We start from the raw sequence: 25,054 nt of genomic DNA on the forward strand, positions 1-25,054 counted from the left end.
GCTGATATATCATAAAATGAGCTCATCCCTGTCGAGCAGGGGTGAGCTCATTTTATTTATGCAGGGCCGGCCGTTTACCGGTACCGGTGCCCCTTGTCCTTGTACATCTCGCGGTCGACCTTCGTGATGACCGCATCCATATCGAGAATGGGCGTCAGGAGCACGAGCGACCCGAGCGCCACGCTCACATGATGCGCAGCAAATGACTCGCGCATGGTCTGAACGAGCGAAGCCGTGCGCATCTCATCGATATCTTCGACGATCATGAGGAATTCGTCGCCGCCCATGCGGAAGACATGGCCGCCCCCTGCTTCCCGCTGCGCCTTGAGCATGATGCCGGCCACCGTCTTGATGAGCTGGTCGCCCGCCTCGTGGCCGTGTTCGTCGTTCATGCGCTTGAGTCCGTTGACATCGCCGAAGATGAAGGCACACGAGATGCCCTTCGGCAATTCGTTGAAGTAGTTGTTGAGGCCGCGGCGGTTCATGAGCCCCGTCATCTGGTCGCGCAAGCCCATGTGTTCGAGCTCGCGCACGGCGTCGCGGTTGCGGATCATGATGGCGATGAAGCGGCTCAGCGTCATCATGAGATAGCTCGACACCTGGAAGAGATCCTGCTTCGGATTAATGATCTGCAGATGGCCGATGATTTTGTCCGAGAGCTTGAGCGGCACGGCGATAAAGCGGCGGATATCGGGCAGATAGCGCTCGACCCCTGAATTCTCCGCGAGGAATTTCTCGTAGTCGGGAATCTTCACGATGTGCTGCGCGCGGAAGCCATCGTAAAGATAACACGGCACGAGCGGGATGTGCTGCATCATGACCTTCTTCGGCTCGACGCCGGCACGGCACCATTCGTACGTATTGTCGGCGAAGCCCGTGTCGTCCTCGAGCTCGAAGATGGAGATGCGGTCGGCGTTGAGCTCCGAGCCGATCTTCCAGAGCATCTTCTGCAGGCCCTTGTCGGGATCCTCCTCGCTCAGTGCGATACTCAGGGCATCATTGATCGAGGCCTCGCGGTAGAGGAGCTCATTGCTCTCGATGTCGCGCGCCAGGTATTCGTTGAGATTGATGGCCATCGAGAAGCGGTAGTTCTTGCCGCGCCACGGCACGAGCGTATCGCGCAGCAGATAGTCGATGCCCGAAAGTGTATTGTGGTATGTCCAAGTGTAGAAGCTGTCGCGGCGCAGCAGGTGATTCGTGCAGAACTCGCACGGCTCCCTGCCGCCCACGATGACTTCGTAGCATTTCTTGCCCGCGCATGAGAAGTCCTCGGGCAGATGGAAGTCGCGGGCCACGGCCTGATTGATGTAGACGAGGTCGTACGTCTCCGGGTCGCACATGTAGACGCGTTCGTCCATGTGGTCGAATTTCTCGCGGTCAAAGGCGATGCGGTCCCCGATGTAGATGGATTCGCCGAGATGGTCCTTGCGCGCGGCCTCCGCGCGCGTCACGAGGAGCTGCAGCAGGCCCTCGATGCTCTTCGTTTCCGAGCCGTAGCCCACGGCATACTGCAGGTAGAAGGTGCACGGGCAACCGTTGACATTGCGGATATTGTGAACGGCATTCGTGAGCCGGAGCATGCGATCGCGCAGCCTCTGCTCGTGAATGAGCTTATGGAAGCACAGGAAGCGTCCCGAGCCGATGTGCGCGACGACGCTGCCCGGCACGATGGCCTGACGGAACTCTGCGGCGAGGCGCTGCAGAAGCTCCCGGCGGAATGCCTGCCCGTACATGCGCACGGCCGCGTCGATGGCCGGCACGCAGAAATAGACAGCCGTAAAATCCTCGCCGTGCTGCAGGTAATTGTCGATGAACTCGATGCCCGCCATGAGCATGCCGCGGTAATTGACGAAGCCCGTCTCCTGGTCGCGTATCGCCTCCCGATAATCATCGAATGACTCGTCAAGTTCCTGGAAACGGCCGATCAGCCCGGATATCTTCCCCTTTTCATAAAAGGGATACCGGTCCGAGCGGATGACATGCGGGACGCCCTTCGCGAGGCATTCCCCGAGCTGGCGGTACTGTGGCCTCCCCTCCCCGATGACCTGTTTCTCCGACAGGCCGAACGCGCTGTCGAGTATGTGCAGACCGAGCTCGTGATCCGTCCTGCCGACGATCTCGCTCACATCCTTGAAGCCGAAGAAATCCAGGAATGCCGCATTGGCCCCGAGGAAGCGACGCCCGCAATCCTTCCAGAACACACAGGCCTTGTCCTGCACACTGTAGCTGCGCCAGAGCATGGCATCGCGCCGCCACCCTTCTGAAAGCTTCGCATCGGCAAACAAACCGTAAGAATCCGCAATCCGCTTCAGGCAGTCCAACGCACCTGGCATCTGCTCGAGGATCATGGGCTGGACGCAGAGCAGGATGCTCTGCTCGCTGATGTAGATCCGCACGGCATCGAAGCGCATCCAGTCGTAATTGCCATCCTGCCGGCGGATGCGGAAGCAGCTGCTCTTGGACATCCTGCCTTCCGCAAGCAACGCCTGACGGAATGACTTGACGCTGGCATACGCCAGGAAGCGGCTCCGGTCCGTCGGATAGACCATCCGGCGGGCATAGGCCGTCAGGAAGTCATGGATGCCCGCATGGATGTCCCGATCCGGTGCCAGCCAGCTGTGCGTGCCCACGAGCGACTCACACGTATCCTGCTGCAGATTCAGGAAAAAGACATTCTGATACATCAGACAGAGATTGTGCATGATCGTGTCGAAGCGCCGCACCTTGGCATCGTACTGGCGTTCCATATTGACATTGTGGAACTGCGCCTGATAGATGGCCAGGTGATGGTCAGCCGCCAGCCTGGAGAGCGTGACGCGGAAATACCGTTCATGCTCCGCAAACGTCATCGTCTGCGGCCGGCCCAAAAGCTCCACCTTCCGCCGGTGCTGCAGGAAGCGCACGCGGAGTGGATGATTCGCGGTGTGAAGCGCCTGATTCATCTGGCGGAGATCGCGCACGCCATACTCCCGGGAATGATTCCAGAACCACTCATTGCCCGCGAGCATCGACGGGTTCTCACCATCAAAGACGAAGAGGGCGACGGCCACATGCGCGGGGATGTCCGCGAGGCCAATCTCGTTGTAGAGCCGTGCCTCGGCGCGCGTCTCGAGCACGTACTGCCCCTTCTCGCAGCGTTCATGCAGTGTCTCCGGCGTCATGGGCTTGCCGTAATGATAGCCCTGGATGCGCTCGCAGCCGATGGCGCGCAGGAAGCGCAGCTGTTCTTCCGTCTCGACACCCTCCGCGAGCGTGTGGATGCCGATTTTCTTGGCCATGCGCACGATGGATTCGATGATGTCCTGGCTTTTCTGGCTGAATCGCTTGAGAAACACCATATCGATCTTGAGCATGTCGAACGGATAATCCTTGAGCACATTCAGCGATGAATAGCCGCTGCCGAAATCGTCGAGCCAGACGTGGTAGCCCGCGCGGTGGAATTTCTGGATGGCCCGGAGGAGTACGCCCTTATCGCGCACGACGGCCGTCTCCGTCAGCTCGAAGTGCAGGTATTCATGCGAGATGCCGTACCGCTCCGTCGCAGCTTCGACGATGGTGAACGGACCCATCTCAAAGAAGTCCAGCGAGGACAGGTTGACGGAAATCGGCAGCATCGGCAGGTCGTTCTCCTGCTGGTAGTGCAGAAGCTTCACGGCATTCTCGATCATGAAGGCGTCGAGCTCGTGGATGAGGCCCGATTCCTCCAGCACGGGGATGATGTCGCCCGGCGAGAGCAGCCCGTGCTGCGGATCATCCCAGCGCATCAGGGCCTCGACGTGGCAGAGCTTTCCCGTCAGCACCCGCATGCAGGGCTGCAGGTAAATCTGGATCTGCCCCTTGCGCAAGGCCTCAGAAAAATGCGTGAGGATGTAATTCTTCAGCAGCAGCTGACGGCCCATTTCCTCGCGGTAGACGAGCCAGCTGCGCCCCGCATCCTTCTTGGCCGCATCGCAGGCCAGCTTCGCCTCGTCGAAAGCCGAGATCACGGGCGATTTGTTCTGCCGCCGGTAAAAGCGCAGACCACACTTGACCTCAATCCCCGGGGAATCGAGCAGGCGGTTCATCTTCCGGCAGATCTGCTCGACGCGCTCCGTCAGCCGTTCAGCAGGGGCCAGGGCGATGAAGCTGTCCGCGGCGAGGTGTGCGATCAGCGCGCCCGGCAGGGACTGGCTGAGCACCTTGGCCATGCGGCGCAGCACTTCGTCGCCCGCCTGGTAGCCATGCATGGAATTGTAGAGCTTGAAATTCGTGATGTTGAAGTAGATGGGGCAATGGATGCCGAAGCAGCCCTCCGCCCGGTCCTTCTCCGACTGCTGCAAGGCAGCCTGGTAGAAGGCTTTGCGCTTCATGAGGCCCTCCGCCTCGTCAGACTTGATGCCAATCTGACGGCTGCCGGCGTCGATGAGGCAGAGCGACCAGAAGGGCAGCCCTTCCCGCTCGATGTGGCGAACGTAGGCATCGACGCGGCGGATGTGCGAGGCCGCCGTGCAGATTTCAAAGTCAAGGTAGCGCACGGGAGAATCCGCCTGCTGCCAGCCCGCCATCTGTTCCGCGAGAGATTTGTAGCCTTCCGCCAGCACCATGCCGCGGAAAAGACCGCCCGTGAGCTGCCGGAATTCTTCCGCCGTCTCACACTGGTAGAGGGAGAGCATCAGATCATTGAACCAGGCGATGTGCTCGGATTCATCCGCCCGGATCAGGCAAAACGCGCCGGGCACAGCCGCCAGGCAGGAATCATCATTCCTCATACATACTCCCCCATTTTTTGCTTGCCAGACGGGCGATGCATCCCCTGCCGGAGCGGCCGCCGCCGTCATAACCAGATCTACTGCTGCTCATCTGTATCTTGCGGCTGTCGTGCACGCTGCTCGATGCATATTGTTGAACTTATTGCTACATAATATACGACAAACAGATATACTTATCCTTCTGCGCAGCGATTCTTTTTTGTCATGTCCATGATACTCAGATGACGCCCGGCTTGATTTCCGTATCCTCACTGGCCCTGATGCGAGCCTTCTGCACGAGGCAGCTGCGCGAGCCGATGATGAACATCTCAAATTCCTCGACGTTCGGCAGCCGTGCGAAAAGCTGCTTCTTGGCGTCGAGTTCCGTGAGGTTCTGCGCGGCGTCGCGCCCGTAGCTGTCGATGACGATGAGAAAGTACATGCCCGCCGGCAGATCGCGGAAGGCGTATTTGCCCTCCTTGTCAGTCTGCACATGGTAGATGGGCGCCCCCTCAGGAGGCTTGCCCGTGCGGTACCATTCCTCCGCCGCCTTGTCGCCGAGGTTCTCGAGGGCATAGCCTTCATCGATCAGCCAGATGTCAGCCGGCTTGTCGTGGAATTTGTGCTTAGGCGCCGCAAGGTCCCAGCTCACGCCGCCTGCCGAGGCATCTGGCGCCGAAGCGATCTTCATGCCGCGCTCCGAGCCGTGCGTGTAGACGTAGCCGTGCAGGGAGCCCGTCCCCCGTTCAGCGGCCTGCGTGTCCTGCGCGATTTCAGCTTCAGCGGCCGCAGCGGGCATGACGCCTCCCCCGAACATCATGCCGGCCTCCAGGGCCATGGCCGTCGCCAGGATGCGCCAGCCGCGCATGACCGTTCTTCTCTGTTTCTTCTGCTGCTTCATATTCCTCACCTTCTCCTTCCGTTACGGCCTTTTCCATCATTATACCACAAGCAGCAGGCACGTCCGCACAGAATGCACGAATATACCTGCTGTTCAAATTCCTGTCATCAGTCTGAAGGATGTTCCCTGCACAGGGACTGGAGCCCCGCTTCGTCGAGGATGGCGATGCCGAGGTCCTGTGCCTTCTGGAGCTTGCTGCCGGCGGCTTCGCCGGCCACGAGGTAATCCGTCTTCTTCGAGACGGAGCCCGTGACGCGGCCGCCATGGCTCTCGATGAGCGCGGCGGCATCCTTGCGGCTGAGACTTGGCAGCGTGCCCGTGATGACGAACGTCTTGCCCGCGAGGCGCTCATCGACGGGACCTGTCTGCCGCTGCGTGAAGTTGACGCCGGCAGCGCGGAAGGCGGCGAGGATCTTCTGGTCCTCGGGGTCCTTGAAATAGCTTGCGATGGCCCTCGCGCTGATCTCGCCCATATCGCGCACCGTGAGGATCTCCTCCTCGGAGGCCGCGGCCAGCGCGTCGATGGAGCCGAAGTGCTGCATGAGCTCGCGGGCGGCCGTGCGGCCGATGCCCGGGATGCCGAGGCCCGTCAGCAGGCGCTGCGGCTCATTTTGCTTGCTCGCCTCGATGGCCGCGAAGACCTTGTCGGTGTTCTTCTGCTTGCCGATGATGCCCTTCTCGATGAGTTCTTCGCGCTTCTCCTGCAGCGTGTAGAGGTCGGCGATGTTCCTGATGTAGCCTTCCTCGATGAGCGCGTGGATGGCGGCCTCGCCAAGGCCCTTGATGTCCATGGCTGTGCGGCCGACGAAATTGAGGATGTGGCTCTCGAGCTGGGCCGGGCAGTTCGGATTCTGGCACTTGATGTCCGACGTGTCGGGCTCGCGCACGGCTGGCGCCCCGCAGACGGGACAGGTATCGCCGATGACGAAGGGCTCGGTGCCGGCGGGGCGCTTCTCTTTAACGACTTCCTTGATCTTCGGGATGATCTCGCCCGACTTGTAGACGCGCACGGTGTCGCCGAGGCGCACGTCGAGCCCGTCGATGAAGTCCTGGTTGTGCAGCGTCGCCCGCTCGACCGTCGTGCCGCAGAGCCGGATCGGGTCGAAGACGGCCGTCGGCGTGATGCGGCCCGTGCGGCCGACCGAGAGCTCTATGTTGCGGATGACGGTTTCCTTTTCCTCCGGCGGGTACTTGTAGGCGATGGCCCAGCGCGGCACCTTGGCCGTCGCACCGAGTTTCTCGCGGTCGGCGAAGCGGTTGAGCTTGACGACGGCGCCGTCGATGTCGTAGGCGAGGCTGCCGCGGCTCTCGCCGATGGCCGTGATGGCCTGCCAGACTTCTTCCGCCGTGCGGCAGACCTTGTAATTGTGGATGACCTTGATGCCCTGCGCCTTCATGAAGTCATACGCCTCGGTATGCGTCTGGAAGTCGCGCCCGCGGGCCGTCTGCAGGTTGAAGATGAAGAGCGAGAGATGGCGCTCCTTCGTGATGCGGCTGTCAAGCTGCCGCAGCGTGCCGGCCGCGCAGTTGCGCGGGTTCGCGAAGGGCTTGAGCCCCAGGAGCTCCTGGCGCGCGTTGACGGCCTCGAAGGCCTCCTTCTCCATGTAGACCTCACCGCGAATCTCGAAGTACGGCAGCCTGTCCCGGAGGTGCTGACGCACATCCTTGATGACGCGGGCATTTTCCGTGACGTCCTCGCCCTCCACGATGCCATCGCCGCGCGTGATGGCGCGCACGAGCTCGCCGTTCTCATAGCGCAGGGCCATGGAGAGACCGTCGATCTTCTCCTCGACGACGAATTCCGGCGCGTCGAGCTCCTGCTGCATGCTCGCGACGAAGTCGAAGATTTCCTCTTTCGAGAAGACATCCTGCAGCGAGAGCATCGGCACATCGTGCCGGACGAGCACGCCGGCCGTGCGCCGGGCCTGCCCGCCGACCATCTGCGTCGGCGAATTCTTCGTGATGAGCTCCGGATATTTCGCCTCGACGGCCTTTAAGCGCAGCATCAGCTGGTCGTATTCGTAGTCCGAAATCTCCGGATTGTCCTCATTATAATAGCGGTTGTTGTGGTAACGGATGACCTTGCGCAAAAACGTGAGCCCGCGCTTGACTTCCCGGATGTCCTCCTTCGCCTCAAGGTCCTGGAAGTCAGGCGCACGCAGCGCGCGCAGACGCTCGGCATCTTCTGTCTTTCCTGCCATCAAAAATCCCCCTTTGCCATAACATCACACGACGGCCTGCTGTCAGGCCTTCTCGATTGGCGCGTATTTCTGCATGAGGCCCTTGACGCCCTGCCCCGGGAACGCGATCTTGAGCTCGACTTCCTCGCCGCTGCCCTTGACCGAGACGACGGTGCCGACGCCCCATTTGCCGTGGCGGGCCTTGTCGCCGACCTTCCAGCGGATGCTCGTGTCCGGACGGATGACGCCGGCTGCCGGCTGTACGGGATTCTGGCGCTTCTGCAGGGCCTCGAGCGCCTCGAGCGCCGACTGCGGCTTGCCCGCAAAGTGCGTGCCCGGCCCCATCTGGCTGGCACTCGGGCGGAAACTCATGAAGCCTGAGCGCTGCTGGGCGCCGTAATGATTGGCATTGGCAAAGCCGTAGGCGTTGGCGCGCGGCACGAGGCGCTCCACGTATTCGTCCGGAATCTCCTCGAGGAAGCGCGAGGGCGGATACGAGTTCGTGCGGCCGTAGATCGTGCGCTGGCGGGCATTCGTCAGGTAGAGCTTGCGCTGGGCGCGCGTGATGCCGACGTAGCAGGTGCGGCGCTCCTCCTCGATTTCTTCGGGATTCATGAGCGTGCGCGCGTGCGGGAAGAGTCCCTCCTCCATGCCGACCATGAAGACGATCGGGAATTCGAGGCCCTTGGCCGAATGCAGCGTCATGAGCGTCACGCGGTCGTCCTCGATGTCGGCATTGTCGATATCGGAGACGAGCGAGAGCTGCGAGAGGAAGGTCTCGAGGTTCGGGTTCTCCTCCGACTTCTCGAAGTCACGCGCGACGCCGATGAATTCCTTGATGTTTTCGATGCGCGACTCATTTTCGGGCTTTCTCTCGCTCTCGAGCTCGCGCAGGTAGCCCGATTCCTTGAGGATGCGGTCGATGAGGTCATCGAGGTGCATATTCATATGCGTGCTCATGAAGTTGAACAGGAAGGTCGTGAAGAGCTCGAGCGGTTTCTTGACGCGGGCCGTGATGCCCGGGATCTCGTCGAGGGCATCGGGATTCGAGATGACGTCGAAGAGCGTGAGCTCGTGTTCCTCGGCATAGGCGTTGAGCTTGCCGAGCGTCGTCGCGCCGAGGCCGCGCTTCGGCACGTTGATGACGCGCATGAGGCTCACGGTATCGAGCGGATTGTAGATGATGCGCAGGTACGCGAGGATGTCCTTGATTTCCTTGCGGTCGTAGAACTTGAGGCCGCCGACCATCGTGTAGGGGATGCCCGTGCGCATGAACGTCTCCTCGAGCACGCGCGACTGGGCGTTCGTGCGGTAGAGGATGGCCATGTCGCCGTACGAGGCATTGAAGATCGTCTTCTGCTTCTGGATGGTCGTCACGATGAACTGCGCCTCGTCGCGCTCGTCCATGGCCTGATACGAGGTCAGCTTCTCGCCCGTCGGATTCTCCGTCCAGAGCTTCTTGGGCTTGCGGTTGACGTTGTGCTCGATGACGGCATTGGCCGCGGCGAGGATGTTCTTCGTCGAGCGGTAATTCTGCTCGAGCTTGATGACCTTCGCCTCGGGATAATCCTGCTCGAAATCCATGATGTTGCGGATGTCGGCGCCGCGCCAGCCGTAGATGGACTGGTCGGCATCGCCGACGACGCAGAGGTTGTGGTGGCGCGCCGCGAGGATCTTCGTGAGCTGATACTGCGCGCCGTTCGTATCCTGGTACTCGTCAACGAGGATGTAGCGGAAGCGTCCCTGGTACTTCGTGCGGATGTCCTCGTTCTCCTCGAGCAGCAGCACCGAAATCATCAGAAGATCGTCAAAATCCAGCGCGTTGTTGAGGCGCAGCTTCTGTGCATAGAGACGGTAGACCTCCGCGACCTTCTTCTGGAAGAACGTGTCGGCGTCGCGCTCCATGGCCTTCGGGCCCATGAGCTGGTTCTTGGCATTCGAGATCGCGTTCTGGACGCTTGCAGGTGTGTACTGCTTGTCGTCGAGATTGAGTTCCTTGAGGCACTCCTTGATGACCGTCTGGCTGTCCGACGAATCGTAGATGACAAAGTTGCGCTTGTAGATGTCCGTCGCCTCGATCTCACGGCGCAGGAAGCGGGCGCAGAATGAGTGGAACGTGCTGAGCCAGACATCCTTGGCCTTCTCCCCGATCATGCGGTCGACGCGCTCGCGCATCTCTGTGGCCGCCTTGTTCGTGAAGGTGATGGCCAGGATGCTGTAGGGCGCAACGCCCTGGGCAAGGAGATTCGCGATCTTGCAGGTCAGGACCTTCGTCTTGCCCGAGCCGGCGCCGGCCATGATGAGCAGAGGCCCGTCGGTGTGCTCCACTGCCTTCTTCTGTGCTGGATTCAGTCCGCTGAAAATATCCAAAATTTCCTCCTAAGTTTCTCTTGATGCTGAAAACGATGTACGCGACAGGAAAGCCTTCCCCCGATAAGGCAGGGGAAGGCTTGATGTCGTGCATGAAATTGCAGGGTCTGCGCCTTACTTCTTGGCGATGCGCTTGACGGCCTCGGAAAGCGGCGGGATGATCTGCTTCTTGCGGCTCATGACGCCCGGCAGGTAGATGTGCGTGCCGCTGGCATCCTTCTTGAAGGCCTCGCCGATGAGCGTGCGCGGCGAACCGGCGAACAAGAGGTACGTGGCTTCCTGCAGAATATCCGTGACCATGACGAGGCTCATGTCGAAGCCTTCCTTCTCGCAGATGTTCTTCATGGCTTCGATGAGCTGCGGCTCGAGGTCCATGACCTCCTTCGGGTCCATGACGGAGATCTGGCTGACGATGATGCGGTAGTCGCCGATCTGGAATTCCTTGAGGTCATTCTTGGCGATCTCAGCCGGCGTCATGTCGCCGATGCCGGAACCAGCCTTGAGCATGGCCATGCCGTACTCGTTGATGTCGACGCCGGCGATCTCAGCGAGGCGCTCGGCCGTCTTCTTGTCACGCGGCGTGCACGTCGGGCTCTTGAAGAGGACCGTATCGGAGAGGATGGCGGAGAGCAGCAGGCCGGCGATGGAAGGCGGAATCTCCACATCGTGCTCCCAGTGCATGTTCGAGACGATCGTGGCCGTGCAGCCGACCGGCTCGACGCGCGTGAAGATCGGCTCGCCCGTCTGGACGCCGCCGAGGCGATGATGGTCGATGATCTCGACGATCTTGGCTTCCTCGATGCCCTCTACGGCCTGGCCGCGCTCGTTGTGGTCAACGAGGATCACGCGGTCGCGCTCCGGCAGCATGAGCTGGTCGCGGCTCACGAGGCCGACGAGGCGGCCGTTCTCCATGACCGGATAATTGCGGTAGTTCGTCTCTTCCATCGTGCCCTTGATGTCGGAGAGGAGGTCAAGCGGCTTGAAGCAGACCGGATCCGGATGCATGATGCGGCGGATCGGCACGCACTGGTTGATGAGGCGTGCGACCGTGTAGGTGTCGTACGGCGTCGAGAGCACGAACATGTGCTTTGCCTCTGCTGCCTCGATGACATCGGCCGAGACGCGGCCGCTGCCCGTGACGATCAGGCAGGAAATGCCCTGGTTGACAATATCGATGAGCGTCTCATCGTGGCGGTCGCCGACGAGGACGATGTCGTTCTCCTCGATGACTTCCTGGATCATCTTGATGGAGCCGGCGGCGATGCGGACGCTGCCCGTGATGAAATCGCTCTCATTGCCCGAGACGAGGACCTCGCTGTCCGTCGCGGCGATGACGTCGCGATAGCGCACGCGCATCTCGGAGAGGTGCTGCATGCTGAGTTCCTGGAAGTAGCGTTTTGCGAGGTCAGAAACCGTCACGATGCCGACGAGCACGCCCTTGCTGTCCGTGACCGGCACGGACTTGAGGTCATGCTCGCGCATGACTTCGCCGAGGCGGCGCAGCGTATCGTGCTGGCGGACGACAATCTTGCAGTCGAGCGTGATGTCCTTGACGCGCGGGTAGAGATCCGTCAAAAGCAGCGGCTGTTCCACCTTGAAGTGCTCCAGCGCGTACTTCGTCTCCGCGTTGATCTTGCCGGCGCGTGCCGGTACTGCATTCTCGCCCAGAGCCTGTTTCAGATGGGCGTAGCCGATCGCCGAGCAGATGGAATCCGTATCCGGGTTCCGATGGCCAGTGACATAAATCGGTTTCGTGCTCTTCATTTAAAAAATCCTCCTCTATTCGCAGCGGGGCAGTCCCCCGTTTGATACGACGTAGTCTATTATTCATTATACGCAAAAAATTCTTTGCCGTCCAGTGGGCCGCCCGGTCTTCTGCGGAAAAGTCACCGGCCGGCCCGGATATTTTATATGGACATTTATCCATTTTAGGAGGCCATTATATTTTTATATGCAGATTTTATTTGACAATTTCCGGATATTCCCTTATATTGAGAGGGATTATTACATATAAAAGAAATAACTTCAAGCTATTGTCTTTAATGAATAAACAATCGTTTACCTCTATCATACTACAAGGAGGATCTCATGAAACCCGAATCATCTTCTGCCCTCGTCCCTTCCGACCAGCGGGATCCTGTCTACCAGATTTCCACCCTGCAGGCCCTCGTCATGGGCAATTTCTACGGCTGCCTCGAAGTCCAGGACCTGCTCACGCACGGCAACACGGGCCTCGGCACCTTCGATGCCGTTGACGGCGAGCTCGTCGTCATCGATGGCCACTGCTACCGCATCGTCAAGGGCGGCAAGGCCATCGAGGCCCGCCCCCACGACACGACGCCGTTCGCCAGCGTCGCCTTCCTCGACGAGGAGACGAACGACTCCCTCCGGTTCGATGCGCTGACGAGCATCGACGCCCTGCGCCACGCACTCGACGAATACCTCGAGAACCGCGGCCCCAACAACATGTACGTCATGCGCGTCGACGGCTACTTCCACTTCGTCGCTGCCCGCACGGAGCTCCGCCAGCAGGAGCCGTTCAAGCCGTTCGCCGAGGTCCTGCAGACGGATGAGGACCGCTTCCGCTTCAACTCCATCCACGGCACGCTGGTCTGCTTCTACTTCCCGAAGTACCTCGACGGCGTCAACACGCCGGGCTGGCACTTCCACTTCATTGATGACGCGCGCAAGGTCGGCGGCCACGTCTTCGACCTGCACCTCGTCAGCGGCCGCGCCATCATCAACAAGACGGACCGCTTCGTCCTTGACCTCCCGCACAACCGCGCCTTCCAGGAAGCCGCCCTCGACCAGGCCTCCAAGGACGAGATCCGCCAGATTGAGCAGGGCGCCGGCGACTGAGCCCGCCGCGTGAGACTGCCGCAGCCGTATAACAAGTAAAACGCCCCGCCCGCGAAGAATTCTCCCTTCGCGGGCGAGGCGTTTGCTATGCGGTTTTATTCTTCATCTGACTTCCGGAAGGACAGTTTCTCCTCGTCGGGCTCCAGGGCATCGCGCAGCAGGAGGTTCAGGAGGATAGCCGTGATGCTGCCAATCGTGATGCCGCTGTTGCAGATGATCTGTACCCAGGTCGGGAACTTGCTGTAGAACGTCGGCACGCCGATGGGAATCAGCGCGACGGCCACGCTGATGGCGACGACCATGATGTTGCCCTTCTTGTGGAGCTCGGCCTTCGAGAGGGCCTGGAAGCCGCTGGCGGCCACCATGCCGAACATCGCGAGGCCCGCGCCGCCCAGTACCATCGTCGGCACGCTCGCGACGACGGCCGCCATCTTCGGGAAGAGCCCGAGGATCATGAGCATGACGCCGCAGACGGCGACGATGTAGCGGCTGCGCACGCCCGTCATGCCGATGAGGCCGATGTTCTGCGCGAAGGCCGTGTACGGGAACGTGTTGAAGATGCCGCCGAGCGCCGTCGAGAAGCCATCGTCACGAGCATGACGAGCGTCATCGCGAGGCATGAAACCGGTTCAAATACCGGATAGCCGAAGGCAAACGGCGTCGTGATGCCGAGCATTGCCGCCTCCCCTACGGCGTGAAAATCCGCCATGCCGAGCGCATCGGCGAGGATTGTGCCGATGACAAGGCCTAAAAGCACGGAAATCTGACGCAGGAAGCCGCGGCAGACGCGGTAGATGACGAGGATGATGGCGAGCACGACGGCTGCCATGAGGATGTGCTCCGGGTCGCAGTAGTCAGGTGCTGAAGGATTCGCACCGGCAATCCAGTTGACGGCGACCGGCATCAGCGAAAGGCCGATGACCGTGATGACGGAGCCCGTGACGACCGGCGGGAAGAAGCGCAGCATCTTGCTGAAGAAATTGCTGATGACGAAGCAGGCCACGCCGGCAAAAATCGCTGCACCGTAGACGACCTGCAGGCCTGCCGCCCCGCCGCCGTGCGTATTGGCGATGATGATCATCGGCGTGACGGCCGTGAACGTACAGCCCTGCACGATCGGCAGCTTGGAGCCGATGAAGTTGCGGATGCTCAGCGCCTGTACGATGGTCGCGATGCCGCAGGTGAAGAGATCGGCATTGATGAGATAGATGAGTTCTTCCGTCGTCAGATGGACGGCCCCGGCGAGCACGAGCGGCACGGCCACGGCACCGGCGTACATCGCCAGGACATGCTGGAAGGCGTAGACGAGCGTCCTGCCCCACGGCAGTTTCTGATCGACGGGATGGACGGCAGCAGCAGTATTCACGATGTTTTCCCCCTCAGTCTTCCGCGACGAAACGGACCTGGCCATCGTCAAGCGACGCGATGCTCGCGAGCGCTTCGAGGTGGTAGCCTTTATCGAGCAGGCGCTGATGGCCCGGCTGGAACGCCTTCTCGATGGCGATGCCGATGCCCGCGACCTTCGAGCCCGCTTCCTCGACGAGCTTCGCGAGGCCGAGCGCCGCCTCGCCGTTGGCGAGGAAGTCGTCGATGATCAGGATGTTCTCGCCAGCCGGCAGGAACTTCTGCAAGACGAGGACGTCCGAGTATTCCTTTTTCGTGTAGGAATAGACCTGATGCGTGTAGATGGGCTCATTGATGAGCGCCGATTTCTTCTTGCGCGCAAAGACGAGCGGCACGTGCATCTCGAGCGCCGTCATCACGCCGATGGCGATGCCCGACGCCTCGATGGTCAGCACGCGGTCGATATGGGCGTCTGCAAACAGGCGCGCAAATTCTCTGCCCATGGCCTGCGACAATTCCGGGTCGATCTGGTGATTGAGGAACGAGTCCACCTTGAGCACATTGCCCGGCAGCACGATGCCGTCCCGCTTGATTCTCTCTTCCAAAAGTTTCATGACGATTCTTTCCCCTCAATAAAATAAAACAAAAACAACACGGCTGTCTCAGGCTCAGAGCTGGCCGATCATCTTGTGCGTCTGCGGAATGACGCGGACATCCCTGAGATACTGGAGTGCATATGCCTGATACGTGAGGATCTTCCCGGGGGCAGCCGCCTCGCAGCCGCCGTACGGCGTGACCGGCTGGATGATGAACGGCACCTCCGGCGCAAGCTCCGCCACGATGCCGACGGCCGTGTGGAATTCCGCGTCGCTCGTCTCGGCGGAGACGACGAGCTTGATGTAGAGGTCCTTCTCGCGCGCGAGGCGGATGAATGCCTTGTGTGCCTCCCACTGCGGCTCGCGCACGATGCTCGGCAGCTTGATGTCCATGCTGATGATGTCGACGATATCGAGGATTTCCTCGAGCTGCCTGTAGAGCGTGCCGTTCGTCTCGAGGAAGACCGGCGCATCGAGATGCTCCGCGAGCGCGCGGATGAAGGGGCCGTGCAGGAGCGGCTCGCCGCCCGTGAAGCTCACGGCCTGATGCGGCACGGCCTCGAGCAGGCGGCGGATTGCATCGGCGGCCTCGCGGACCGTCAGCGGATTCTTTACATGCTCGAACTGGCGCGAGCCGGCACTCGTCTCGACCTCGCAGACGGGATGGCTGCCCGGCGCATTCTCCGTATCGCAGTAGCGGCAGTCGAGATTGCAGCCCTCGAAGCGCACGAAGACCTGCCGGCAGCCCACGTACTTGCCCTCGCCCTGGATGGACGAGAAGATTTCAATGAGATTTTCCTGCATCGCTTACTCCTTCGTATACGTCACGCTGGATTTCGGCGTCTCATAGACGGTGATGGCATACAGATGGCTGTCGCGCACGAAGGCCTCATGCGGCTCGAGTTCTTCGAAGATGATGCGCGCGAGATTCTCCGCCGTCGGGTTGAGCCCCGAGGAGAACGGCTCGAGCTCGTTTAAGAAGCGGTGGTCAAAGCGGTCGAGGACCGACTTGAGCGCCTGCTTGACGAGCTTGAAATCAACAAGCATGCCGAGTTCGTCGAGCTCAGTGCCGCGCACCTCGGCCTCAACGAGCCAGTTATGGCCATGCAGGCGGTCACATTTGCCCGGGTAATTGACGACGCGGTGGGCAGCCTCAAAGGCTCCCTCTACTTTTAAGGTATACATGAAAATTCCTCCTGAAAACGATTGCAAAGAAACCTCCCTCATGCAAAGCAAGGGAGGTTTCACGCAATGCTGCGTTTATTCTTGTTTGTCGATGGACTTCGTGTTCTTGACGTTGCCCACGATATCGTTCATGCTCATGGCGCGCGTGTGCTGCGTATGGCTCCACTCGTGTTCATTGCGGTGGATGAAGCCGAGGAAGATGATCGGAATCCACGAATAGATGAAGACCGGATACAGGAGCATGTAGAGCCAGGACTTCCACTTGGCGCGAATCTTGATGAGGATGATCATCGGCAGGATATACTGGCCGAGCATGATGGCCGTCATGAGCTGCGACGGCATGAAATTGTAGATATTCGTGTAGAACGGCGGGAACGCGAGCTGGATGTAGCTGATGACGATGAAGATGGTCGAGATCATCAGGAAGTGCGGCTGCATGAGGTAGATGCATTCATCCCACATGCGGATGTCCTTGTGCTTCCAGCCGGCCTTGAGCATTTTCGGGATGAAGCGGTTGCCGACGTCGAACTGGCCCTGCGCCCAGCGGCGGCGCTGGTTCCACGACTGCTTGAACGTCAGCGGCTTTTCATCGTAGATGATGGCGTCATGCGCCCAGCTCGTCTTGATGCCTTCAGCCATGCACTTCATCGTGAACTCCATATCCTCCGTCAGGCAGGTTGCCTGCCAGCCGTGCTTCTTGAGGATCTCGGAGTCAAAGCACATGCCCGTGCCGCCGAGGCAGGCCGAAAGGCCGATGTTCGACTTCGCGAGATGCGAGATGTAGCAGATGACCCAGAACGCGATGGCGAACGTGCCCGACACCCAGGTATCGTACGGGTTCTTCGCATCCATGTAGCCCTGGATGACCTTGTCGCCCTTGCAGAGGCGGTTGTTCATCTCCATGAGGAACTGCGGATGCACGAGGTTGTCGGCATCGAAGACGCAGACGGCATCGTACTGCTTGTCCATCTTGAACAGGCGGTCAAACATCCACTGCAGGGCGTAGCCCTTGCTCTTCTTCGTCGGATGCGTGCGCACGTGCACGAGCGCGCCGGCCTTTTCGGCGATCTCCGCCGTGTTGTCCGAGCAGTTGTCCGCAATGACGTAGATGTCGTACATGTCCTTGGGATAGTTGAGCTGCTTGAGGTTCTCGACGAGCTGGCCGATGACGGCATGCTCGTTGTGCGCCGCGACGACAAGCGCGAACGTCTTGCGCGGGGTCTTGATCTTTACCTCCTTGCGGCGCCACATGCCGCAAAAGCCGATCAGGAAGAAGTAGAGCGTAAAGAGGAAAATCAGGATCTGCATTGGCACCATGATGATGTCAAAAGGATGTGTGAACAAAAACAATCAGCCTTTCTTTGCAAAACTTGCCAGCAGAGAATTGACGATGCCCAGTACCGCATACGTGCAGAATACGGCAACCGCAAGAGCCGCCAGGAGTGCCGCATGGCCGAGCCAGAGGATGGCGAGGAACAGGATGACAGCGATGACTTTCGAGAGCAGGTAGACAGGCTCCGCCCCATCACCCTTGAAGTTCGGATAATGGACATGGCTGACCATGAGCCAGCCGACAAAAGCCATGACGAGGGGGTACGCGATGCCGAACGTCATGGGGTCGACGCCGAGCTCGTAGAAGAGCAGCGTCGTCATCGCGACGATGTTGCCGCCTGCCGGGATGGCCAGGCCCATGAAGTAGCCGTGCACGACCGAGGCGTTGACGTTGAAGCGCGCGAGGCGCCACATGCCGCAGATGGCAAAGAAGATGACGACGGCCACGCCGAGCGGGCCGTGGTTGTGCAGCACGAAGGCCCAGGCGAGGAAGGCCGGCGCCACGCCGAAGGAGCCGAGATCGCAAAGGGAATCCATCTCCTTGCCCATCTCGCTGGCCACGCCGAAGAAACGCGCCGTGCGGCCGTCCATGCCGTCGGCCACGAGGGCCAGCAGGATGAAGAGCGAGCCCCAGAAGAAATTGCCACTGTACGTGGAAAGAATCGAACACATGCCGAAGACAAGGTTCGATGAAGTACACATATTTGGTATTAACCTGCGATAGTCCATCAGTCTTTGATCCTCCCAAGAATGGTTTTGCCGCCCGTGACCTTTTCACCCTTCCGGACGGTCACTTCCACGGACTTCGGCATGACGACCTCGAGGCACGAGCCGAACTTGATCATGCCGTAGAGCTCGCCCTGCTGGAGCTTGTCGTCAAGCGTCACATACGAAACGATGCGCCGTGCGAGGATGCCGGCGATCTGCTTGACTGAAATGCGCACGCGGTCATTCTCGATGCCGAGCAGGTGATGCTCGTTCTCAAAGCCAACCGTATCCTTGTAGGCGGGGCGGAAGCGGCCGCAGAAATACTTCTGGAGCTTGATCTCGCCGGCAATCGGACTCCTGTTGACGTGCACATTGAAGACGGACATGAAAATGATGATCTTGTTGCAGGGTTCCTGCACGAATTCGTCCGACTCAAGCGGCACGATGTCCGTAACCGTGCCGTCGGCCGGCGACAGGATGGCCGTATCATCGAGCACGATGTGGCGATTCGGATTCCGGAAGAAGTAACAGAAGTACAGCATGAGGACGAACGGGATGACCGCCACGGCAGGATGAATCGACCAGGCCATGAGCAGAGTCAGCAGGAAACAGCCGCCGATGAACGGATATCCCTCTGAAATAATCGGAGCCAAAACTCCACCTCCTGAACAAATCTTGAGTCATGACCACGCCGTGAAAACGGCCGGCACATGACATCACGCACAGACTTAGCAGGCCAGTTTGCACTGACCTGCCTGCTATCTTTCAATTATAACGGATAGGTTCCGCTTTGTCCATAAAAAGCCGCAAGTTCAGCGTTTCGCGCGGTGCACCTTGAGCACGAATTTCGGCAGCGCCATGAGGCGGCCGGCGCGCTTCGGCTGCAGCATGCCGCGGAAGAGCCACTCGAGCTTGGCCTTCTGCATCCAGCGCGGCGCGCGCTTCATGACGCCGGCCATGACGTCGAGCGTGCCGCCGACGCCAATCGAGACGGGCACGCCGAGTTCCCGGCGGTACTTGTAGAGCCACTTCTCCTGCTTGGGCACGCCGAGTGCCACAAGCAGAAGATCCGGTTTGGCCGCCTGGATCTCTTTGACGATTTCCGGCTCGTCCTTTTCTGCGAAGAAGCCGTTGCGCGTGCCGACAATCTCGATGCCCGGATAGAGCGTCTCTGCCTTTTTCTTCGCAAGCTCCGCGACGCCGGGCGCCGAACCGAAGAAGAAGATGCGGCGCTTCTTCTCCGGCGCACGGCGCATGAGCTCCTGCGCAAGGTCGTACCCGGCCACGCGCTCCGGCATCTCATGGCCAAGATGATGCGCGGCCCAGACCGTGCCCGCACCGTCCGGCACGACGAGGGCGCAGTCGTTGAGGATATGCAGGAGTTCCCCATCGTGCGTCGCGCGCATGATCATCTCGGCATTGGCCGTGGCGACCATGACGCCGCTGCGCTCATCCATATACGTTTCCACCTGCCTGACGGCCTGCTGCATGGTGACAGGATCAACCTGCACGCCCAAGATATCGATTTTCTCTGGCACTTCGTAACCCTCCGTACATTCGCGGCGCGCGTCTTCCCCTCGGCGCACGCGCGCAGAATCTCTGTATTGTTCTCTATAGTATTTATAGATTGTAGCATAAAAAACCGGAAGATGCAAAAGACCCGGGCAGCCTCTCATGCTGCCCGGGCCCTTACAGCCTGGAACCGGCGTACGCCTTATTCCTTATGCTCTTTGTTTTCCTTCTTCTTGACGGCCGTGCGGATGGAAAGCTCGCGCAGCTGCTTCTCGTCGACTGGCGACGGCGCGTTCGACATGACGTCGCGTGCGCTCTGCGTCTTCGGGAAGGCGATGACGTCGCGGATGGACTGGCGCTTCGCCATGAGCATGACGAGGCGGTCGAGGCCGAAGGCGAGGCCGCCATGCGGCGGCGTGCCATACTGGAAGGCATCCATCATGAAGCCGAACTTCGTATGAGCCTGCTCCGGCGTGAGGCCGAGGGACTCAAAGACCTTCTCCTGCAGATCGGCGTTGTAGATGCGCAGCGAGCCGCCGCCAATCTCGACGCCGTTGAGGACCATATCGTAGGCCTTGGCCTTGACATCGCCCATGCGGTCCGTGTTGAGAAGGCTGATATCTTCGTCGCGCGGAGCCGTGAACGGATGGTGCATGGCCTTGAAGCGCTTCTCCTCGTCGCTCCACTCGTACATCGGGAAGTCGACGACCCAGAGGAAGCGGAGCTTGTCGGGATCGATGAGGCCGCGCTCCTTGCCCATCTCGAGGCGCAGCTGGCCGAGAGCCGTGTCGACGACGAGGCGCTTGTCGGCGACGACAAGCAGCAGGTCGCCCGTCTTGGCGCCCGTTGCCTCAGCAATCTTGGCGAACGTCTCGTCCTCATAGAACTTCTTGAACGGGCTCTTGATGCCGTCTGCCGTGTACTGGATCCAGGCAAGGCCTTTGGCACCGTAGATCTGGACAAACTTGACGAGGTCGTCGAGGCGGCGGCGCGGGATGTCGGCATAGCCGTCAACCTTGATGCACTTGACCATGCCACCGTTCTCGATGACGGAATTGAACACCTTGAAGCTCGAGCCCTTGACGTACTCGGAGATGTCCATGAGCGGCATGTCGAAGCGCAGATCCGGCTTGTCGGAACCGTACTTGTCCATGGCCGTATCCCACTCCATGCGCTCAAACGGCGTCGGGATGTCGGCACCGATGGCCTTCTTGAAGAGCTCCTTGATCATTTCTTCCATCATCGTCAGGATATCATCCTGATCCATGAAGCTCATCTCGATATCGAGCTGCGTGAATTCCGGCTGGCGGTCAGCGCGCAGGTCCTCATCGCGGAAGCAGCGGACGATCTGGAAGTACTTCTCGAAGCCCGCGACCTGCAGCAGCTGCTTGAAGATCTGCGGGGACTGCGGCAGGGCGTAGAACTCGCCCGGGTTGACACGGCTCGGCACGAGGAAGTCGCGCGCGCCTTCCGGCGTGCTCTTGCAGAGCATCGGCGTCTCGATCTCGAGGAAACCGTGGTTGTCGAAGAAGTCGCGCATGATCTTCGTCACGCGGTGACGCAGGATGATGTTGTACTGCATCTCCGGGCGGCGCAGATCGAGATAGCGGTACTTCAGGCGGACCATCTCGTCGACGTCCACACCATCCTGGATGTAGAACGGCGGCGTCTTCGAGGTGTTGAGGATGCGCAGTTCGGCGCAGACGACCTCAATCTCGCCCGTCTCGATGTTCGGGTTGATCGTCTCCTCGCTGCGGGCGCGGATCTTGCCGCGTACCGCGATGCAGAACTCGTTGCGCAGGGACTCTGCCTTGTGGAACGTACCTTCGTTCATGGCAGCCTCGTCGAAGACGATCTGGACAAAGCCCGAACGGTCACGCATGTCGACGAAGATCAGTCCGCCGTGATCGCGACGACGGGAAACCCAGCCGCAGAGTACGACTTCCTGGCCGACTTCCGTCTTGCGAAGGGCACCGCAATGATGGGTGCGCTTCATACCTTGTAATGTTTCCATTAACCTTTCACCTCAGCACATAGCTTTTCTATAATAGCATCAAAGGAAACCTTCTGCTGTTCGCTCTTTTCCATATCCTTGAGCATCACGCAGGATTCCTTGACTTCATCTTCACCGATGATCAGCGCAAAGCGGGCATGTGCCTTGTTTGCCTGTTTCATCTGGGCCTTCATGCTGCGGCCGGCATAATCCATGCCAGCCTTGAGGCCCGCGCGGCGCAGCTCCGTCAGGAGCTTGAAGGCAGGCGCCTTAGCCGCATCGCCGAGTGCCACGACGAATGCATCCGTCTTTTTCGGCTGCTCGGGAATGAGGCCCTGCTTCTCGAGGGCCAGCAGCACGCGCTCGAGGCCCGTCGCAAAGCCGACGGCCGGCGTCGGCTTGCCGCCGATTTCCTCGATGAGGCCGTCGTAGCGTCCGCCGCCGGCGACGGCACTCTGCGCGCCGAGCGGCGCGTACTTGATCTCAAAGGCCGTCTTCGTGTAGTAGTCGAGGCCGCGCACGAGACGCGGGTCGAGCTCAAACGCAATGCCCGCTTCCGTCAGGTACTCCTGCACCTTGTGGAAGTGCTCCTGGCACTCCTCGCAGAGGCAGTCCGTGATCTTCGGAGCGCCTGCCATGAAGGGCTTGTCGGCATCGGCCTTGCAGTCGAGGATGCGCAGCGGACTGCGCTCGAAGCGGTCCTTGCAGTCGTCGCAGAGATCATCGAGCTTGTCGCGGAAGTAGTCCTGCAGGACCTTGCGGTACGTCGGGCGGCACTTCGGGCAGCCGACGGAGTTGAGACTCAGCTTGAGATCCTTGAGCCCGAGGGACTGCAGGAAATCCACGGCCAGCATGATGACCTCGGCATCCGTCATCGGATTCTCCTCGCCGAGCGATTCGACGCCGAACTGATGGAATTCGCGCATGCGGCCGGCCTGCGGGCGGTCGTAGCGGAACATCGAGCCGATGTAAAAGAGCTTGACGAGCGAGGAATCGCCGTAAAGCTTGTTCTGCAGGTAGGCGCGCACGGCCGAAGCCGTATTCTCCGGGCGCAGCGTGATGCTGCGTCCGCCGCGGTCCTCAAACGTGTACATTTCCTTGTCGACGACATCGGTACCTTCGCCGATGCCGCGATGAAACAGCTCCGTATGCTCGAAAAGCGGCGTGCGGATTTCCTCGAATCCATAACGGCCGCAAATCTCACGGATTTTCTGTTCCACGTAATTCCATTCGCCGACGGTATCCGGCAGAATGTCCTTTGTTCCCCGAGGGGCATTGGTGAGCATGAGTCTTCTCCCCCTGTTTCTTATTTTCCGCAGGCATCTTCCAGGAGCTGCCTGCGTTTCTCTATGTAAATATCCACATCTCGCAGGTACGTCACGAGGTCCTTCGCATTGAACGAGGACTTCATGCGCTGCGCGCGGAAATCGACGACCTTCGTCGTGGCCGCCCCGCCGATGCCGAGGATGGTCTGATGCTCCTCCATAATCTGGATGTTGTACATGCCTTCCGCACCCGGACGGCAGCAGCCCACATTCTCGAGGTCGCCGCTCATGTAGCCCTGGCGGTAAAGGTAATACGGCTTCATGCCGGCAGCTGCCACATAGGACATGGCGACTTCCGACATGCGGCGCGTCTCCTCGTCAGACGGCAGCTCCACATGCTGCTCCTCCATGAGGCACTTGAGGCGCGAGCCGCGCTTGAGCGCGAGCGCGTGCAGCGTGATGTCGTCGGGCTCAAGCGCCACGACCTTCTCCATCGTATCGCGCACATCCTCAGCCGTCTCGCCCGGCAGCCCCAGGATGAGGTCCATGTTGATGTGCGGGATGCCCGCTTCGCGCAGGGCATGGAACATCGCGACGACATCTTCGGGCGTGTGCTGGCGGCCGATGCGTTTGAGCGTCCGCAGCTGCATGGTCTGCGGATTGACGCTGACGCGCGAGACACAGAGCCTCTTCATCGTCTCGATCTTCCCCGGCGTGATGCTGTCGGGACGGCCGGCCTCCACCGTGAACTCCACGGTATCGGGTCCATAGAAAGCATTATATACCATCTCGAGCATTTGAGCAAAAAATTCATCGGGCAGGCTCGTCGGCGTGCCACCGCCGACGTAGATATTCTGCACGCGGAACCCGTAATACGCGATGGCATCCCGGGCCGCCATAAGATCTTTTGTCAAGACGTTCATGAATTCCTGCAATTTGCTTTCCCTGGGCAGGATATTCGAGGGGAAGCTGCAGTAGAGGCAGCGCGTCAGGCAGAACGGGATGCCCACGTAGACGCTGACGGTCTTTTCATCGGAAGTCCTGAGGAACGGCAGCTGGCGGAAGGCCATCGGCGTGATGACGCGGGCCTTCTGTTCGCTGCAGGCATAATCTTCCTGGAGCCTTGCGACGATGGCTTCTTCCGTAAGGCCGCCGCGAATCCAGCGATGCACGATCTTCGTCGGGCGCACGCCGTGCAGGATGCCCCAGGGAGCTTCCGGCATGCCGAGTTCCTCGCGGAAGATGCGGTAGAGATTGAGCTTGATGAGGCGGTTGACGGCCGCCCCCTCGCGCTCGTCAGCCTTGCCCGTGCCACGGCGCACGAAACGGCGCACATGGCCCTTCAAATCGAAGAGCAGGAGTTCGCTCTCGACCTGCGGCAGCCCCGTCTCCGTATCCGGCAGGCGGCGGTTGACAACGGAGAGCTGTGCGAAGTCCGCCTCGCCGCGCCGGCCGACGACCTCGACCTTGAAGAGCACGAGCACCTCGCGCACGATCTTGTCCGTGATCTCGCGCTTGTTGTTGAGTGTGAACGAATTAACCCTGAGCGTCATCCTGACACTCCTTGCAGAGGCCGAAGAACTTGACCTGATGATCGGAAATCTTGAAGCCGGATTTCTCCTGGATATCCTGCTCCAGCGGCTCCAGCAGATCGTCTTCGAACTCAATGACCTTGCCGCACTTCGTGCAGATCAGATGATGGTGATGGTGCTGCGACGGGTCCGTCGTATTGACCTCGTAGCGGCTGCAGCCGTCGCCGAACTCCATCTTCTGCAGGATGCCGAGATCCGACAGCAGTTCCAGGCTGCGGTACACCGTCGCCAGGCCGATTTCCGACTTGTTGTCGCGCAGGATTCCGTGCACATCTTCTGCGCTCAGGTGTTCGCCCGGGTGATCAAGAAAAATCTGCAGCACGACCTGGCGCTGCGGCGTCATCTTATGCTGGCGTTCCTGCAGTTTCCGTTTTAAATCTTCCATGGTAAATGTACGTGGCATAGTAAGATCCTCTTTCCTCAATGATTTTATTGATTATCGATTATAAGTTGATTATAAATAAGCATCAAATGTATTCATTATAACAAA

Annotated in this window: 17 protein-coding genes and 1 pseudogene; 1 reads left to right on the top strand and 17 read right to left on the bottom strand. The window is 60.1% G+C overall.

Going from position 1 to position 25,054, the window contains the following annotated elements; translation table 11 throughout:
- Window positions 1-74 precede the first annotated feature (74 nt).
- From DWX75_RS01690 to DWX75_RS01710, 5 genes are all read right to left on the bottom strand, one after another.
- Window positions 75-4,748: an EAL domain-containing protein gene (locus tag DWX75_RS01690; protein WP_158558747.1), complete on the bottom strand. Its 4,674-nt coding sequence runs from the start codon at window positions 4,746-4,748 to the stop codon at window positions 75-77.
- Between the two features lie 217 nt (window positions 4,749-4,965).
- On the bottom strand, window positions 4,966-5,628 hold the full coding sequence (locus DWX75_RS01695) for a carboxypeptidase regulatory-like domain-containing protein (RefSeq protein WP_118014312.1): 663 nt from the start codon (window positions 5,626-5,628) through the stop codon (window positions 4,966-4,968).
- A gap of 107 nt (window positions 5,629-5,735) precedes the next feature.
- Window positions 5,736-7,829 (bottom strand): NAD-dependent DNA ligase LigA, encoded by a 2,094-nt coding sequence (gene ligA, locus DWX75_RS01700; protein WP_118014314.1) that lies wholly within the window; start codon window positions 7,827-7,829, stop codon window positions 5,736-5,738.
- 42 nt (window positions 7,830-7,871) lie between these two features.
- A complete protein-coding gene (gene pcrA, locus DWX75_RS01705; RefSeq protein ID WP_118014316.1) occupies window positions 7,872-10,178 on the bottom strand; it encodes a DNA helicase PcrA in 2,307 nt (768 codons plus the stop codon).
- Window positions 10,179-10,292: 114 nt separating this feature from the next.
- Window positions 10,293-11,942, bottom strand: a complete 1,650-nt coding sequence (locus tag DWX75_RS01710; protein ID WP_118014318.1) for a putative manganese-dependent inorganic diphosphatase — start codon at window positions 11,940-11,942, stop codon at window positions 10,293-10,295.
- 324 nt (window positions 11,943-12,266) lie between these two features.
- Between DWX75_RS01710 and budA the strand changes: the two genes are divergently transcribed.
- Complete coding sequence (budA, locus tag DWX75_RS01715; RefSeq protein WP_118014320.1) at window positions 12,267-13,037, top strand: acetolactate decarboxylase; 771 nt, start codon at window positions 12,267-12,269, stop codon at window positions 13,035-13,037.
- Between the two features lie 95 nt (window positions 13,038-13,132).
- On the opposite strand, the pseudogene DWX75_RS01720 reads toward budA, so the two are convergent.
- The 12 genes and pseudogenes from DWX75_RS01720 to DWX75_RS01775 form a co-directional block, all read right to left on the bottom strand.
- Window positions 13,133-14,448, bottom strand: a pseudogene (locus tag DWX75_RS01720) (nucleobase:cation symporter-2 family protein).
- Window positions 14,417-14,995, bottom strand: coding sequence for a xanthine phosphoribosyltransferase (locus tag DWX75_RS01725; RefSeq protein WP_118014322.1), 579 nt, complete (start codon window positions 14,993-14,995; stop codon window positions 14,417-14,419). Before DWX75_RS01725 ends, DWX75_RS01720 begins: the two are co-directional and overlap by 32 nt.
- A 54-nt stretch (window positions 14,996-15,049) precedes the next feature.
- Entirely contained in the window at window positions 15,050-15,781 is a 732-nt protein-coding gene (locus tag DWX75_RS01730) for a 7-carboxy-7-deazaguanine synthase QueE (RefSeq protein WP_118014324.1), read from the bottom strand.
- Between the two features lie 3 nt (window positions 15,782-15,784).
- Window positions 15,785-16,162 carry a 6-carboxytetrahydropterin synthase QueD gene (gene queD, locus DWX75_RS01735; RefSeq protein WP_118014326.1) on the bottom strand — a complete coding sequence of 126 codons (378 nt, stop codon included), beginning with the start codon at window positions 16,160-16,162 and terminating at the stop codon, window positions 15,785-15,787.
- A gap of 75 nt (window positions 16,163-16,237) precedes the next feature.
- The gene (locus tag DWX75_RS01740) at window positions 16,238-17,479 is read right to left on the bottom strand and encodes a glycosyltransferase family 2 protein (RefSeq protein WP_118014461.1); all 1,242 of its coding nucleotides are present in this window, start codon (window positions 17,477-17,479) and stop codon (window positions 16,238-16,240) included.
- A 33-nt stretch (window positions 17,480-17,512) separates the two neighbouring features.
- A complete protein-coding gene (gene pssA / locus DWX75_RS01745; RefSeq protein ID WP_118014328.1) occupies window positions 17,513-18,223 on the bottom strand; it encodes a CDP-diacylglycerol--serine O-phosphatidyltransferase in 711 nt (236 codons plus the stop codon).
- On the bottom strand, window positions 18,223-18,855 hold the full coding sequence (locus tag DWX75_RS01750; RefSeq protein WP_118014330.1) for a phosphatidylserine decarboxylase family protein: 633 nt from the start codon (window positions 18,853-18,855) through the stop codon (window positions 18,223-18,225). Before DWX75_RS01750 ends, pssA begins: the two co-directional genes overlap by 1 nt.
- Window positions 18,856-19,014: 159 nt before the next feature.
- Window positions 19,015-19,692, bottom strand: coding sequence for a WecB/TagA/CpsF family glycosyltransferase (locus tag DWX75_RS01755; RefSeq protein ID WP_118014463.1), 678 nt, complete (start codon window positions 19,690-19,692; stop codon window positions 19,015-19,017).
- 224 nt (window positions 19,693-19,916) lie between these two features.
- Window positions 19,917-21,728 (bottom strand): aspartate--tRNA ligase, encoded by a 1,812-nt coding sequence (gene aspS / locus DWX75_RS01760; protein WP_118014332.1) that lies wholly within the window; start codon window positions 21,726-21,728, stop codon window positions 19,917-19,919.
- Window positions 21,728-22,993 (bottom strand): histidine--tRNA ligase, encoded by a 1,266-nt coding sequence (hisS, locus tag DWX75_RS01765; protein ID WP_118014335.1) that lies wholly within the window; start codon window positions 22,991-22,993, stop codon window positions 21,728-21,730. Before hisS ends, aspS begins: the two co-directional genes overlap by 1 nt.
- 20 nt (window positions 22,994-23,013) lie before the next feature.
- The gene (gene hemZ / locus DWX75_RS01770) at window positions 23,014-24,525 is read right to left on the bottom strand and encodes a coproporphyrinogen dehydrogenase HemZ (protein WP_118014337.1); all 1,512 of its coding nucleotides are present in this window, start codon (window positions 24,523-24,525) and stop codon (window positions 23,014-23,016) included.
- Window positions 24,509-24,967 carry a Fur family transcriptional regulator gene (locus tag DWX75_RS01775; RefSeq protein ID WP_118014338.1) on the bottom strand — a complete coding sequence of 153 codons (459 nt, stop codon included), beginning with the start codon at window positions 24,965-24,967 and terminating at the stop codon, window positions 24,509-24,511. The genes hemZ and DWX75_RS01775 overlap by 17 nt, the downstream gene beginning before the upstream one ends.
- Window positions 24,968-25,054 lie beyond the last annotated feature (87 nt).

This window comes from Mitsuokella sp. AF21-1AC (assembly GCF_003458855.1).
In the GTDB taxonomy this organism is placed as follows: domain Bacteria; phylum Bacillota; class Negativicutes; order Selenomonadales; family Selenomonadaceae; genus Mitsuokella.

Excerpts from the sequence above, each read along its gene's own strand:
- DWX75_RS01690 (WP_158558747.1), bottom strand. The coding sequence starts at position 4,748 with ATGAGGAATGATGATTCCTGCCTGGCGGCTGTGCCCGGCGCGTTTTGC.
- DWX75_RS01695 (WP_118014312.1), bottom strand. The coding sequence starts at position 5,628 with ATGAAGCAGCAGAAGAAACAGAGAAGAACGGTCATGCGCGGCTGGCGC.
- ligA (WP_118014314.1), bottom strand. The coding sequence starts at position 7,829 with ATGGCAGGAAAGACAGAAGATGCCGAGCGTCTGCGCGCGCTGCGTGCG.
- DWX75_RS01710 (WP_118014318.1), bottom strand. The coding sequence starts at position 11,942 with ATGAAGAGCACGAAACCGATTTATGTCACTGGCCATCGGAACCCGGAT.
- budA (WP_118014320.1), top strand. The coding sequence starts at position 12,267 with ATGAAACCCGAATCATCTTCTGCCCTCGTCCCTTCCGACCAGCGGGAT.
- DWX75_RS01725 (WP_118014322.1), bottom strand. The coding sequence starts at position 14,995 with ATGAAACTTTTGGAAGAGAGAATCAAGCGGGACGGCATCGTGCTGCCG.
- DWX75_RS01730 (WP_118014324.1), bottom strand. The coding sequence starts at position 15,781 with ATGCAGGAAAATCTCATTGAAATCTTCTCGTCCATCCAGGGCGAGGGC.
- queD (WP_118014326.1), bottom strand. The coding sequence starts at position 16,162 with ATGTATACCTTAAAAGTAGAGGGAGCCTTTGAGGCTGCCCACCGCGTC.
- DWX75_RS01740 (WP_118014461.1), bottom strand. The coding sequence starts at position 17,479 with ATGGTGCCAATGCAGATCCTGATTTTCCTCTTTACGCTCTACTTCTTC.
- pssA (WP_118014328.1), bottom strand. The coding sequence starts at position 18,223 with ATGGACTATCGCAGGTTAATACCAAATATGTGTACTTCATCGAACCTT.
- DWX75_RS01755 (WP_118014463.1), bottom strand. The coding sequence starts at position 19,692 with ATGCAGCAGGCCGTCAGGCAGGTGGAAACGTATATGGATGAGCGCAGC.
- aspS (WP_118014332.1), bottom strand. The coding sequence starts at position 21,728 with ATGGAAACATTACAAGGTATGAAGCGCACCCATCATTGCGGTGCCCTT.
- hisS (WP_118014335.1), bottom strand. The coding sequence starts at position 22,993 with ATGCTCACCAATGCCCCTCGGGGAACAAAGGACATTCTGCCGGATACC.
- hemZ (WP_118014337.1), bottom strand. The coding sequence starts at position 24,525 with ATGACGCTCAGGGTTAATTCGTTCACACTCAACAACAAGCGCGAGATC.
- DWX75_RS01775 (WP_118014338.1), bottom strand. The coding sequence starts at position 24,967 with ATGCCACGTACATTTACCATGGAAGATTTAAAACGGAAACTGCAGGAA.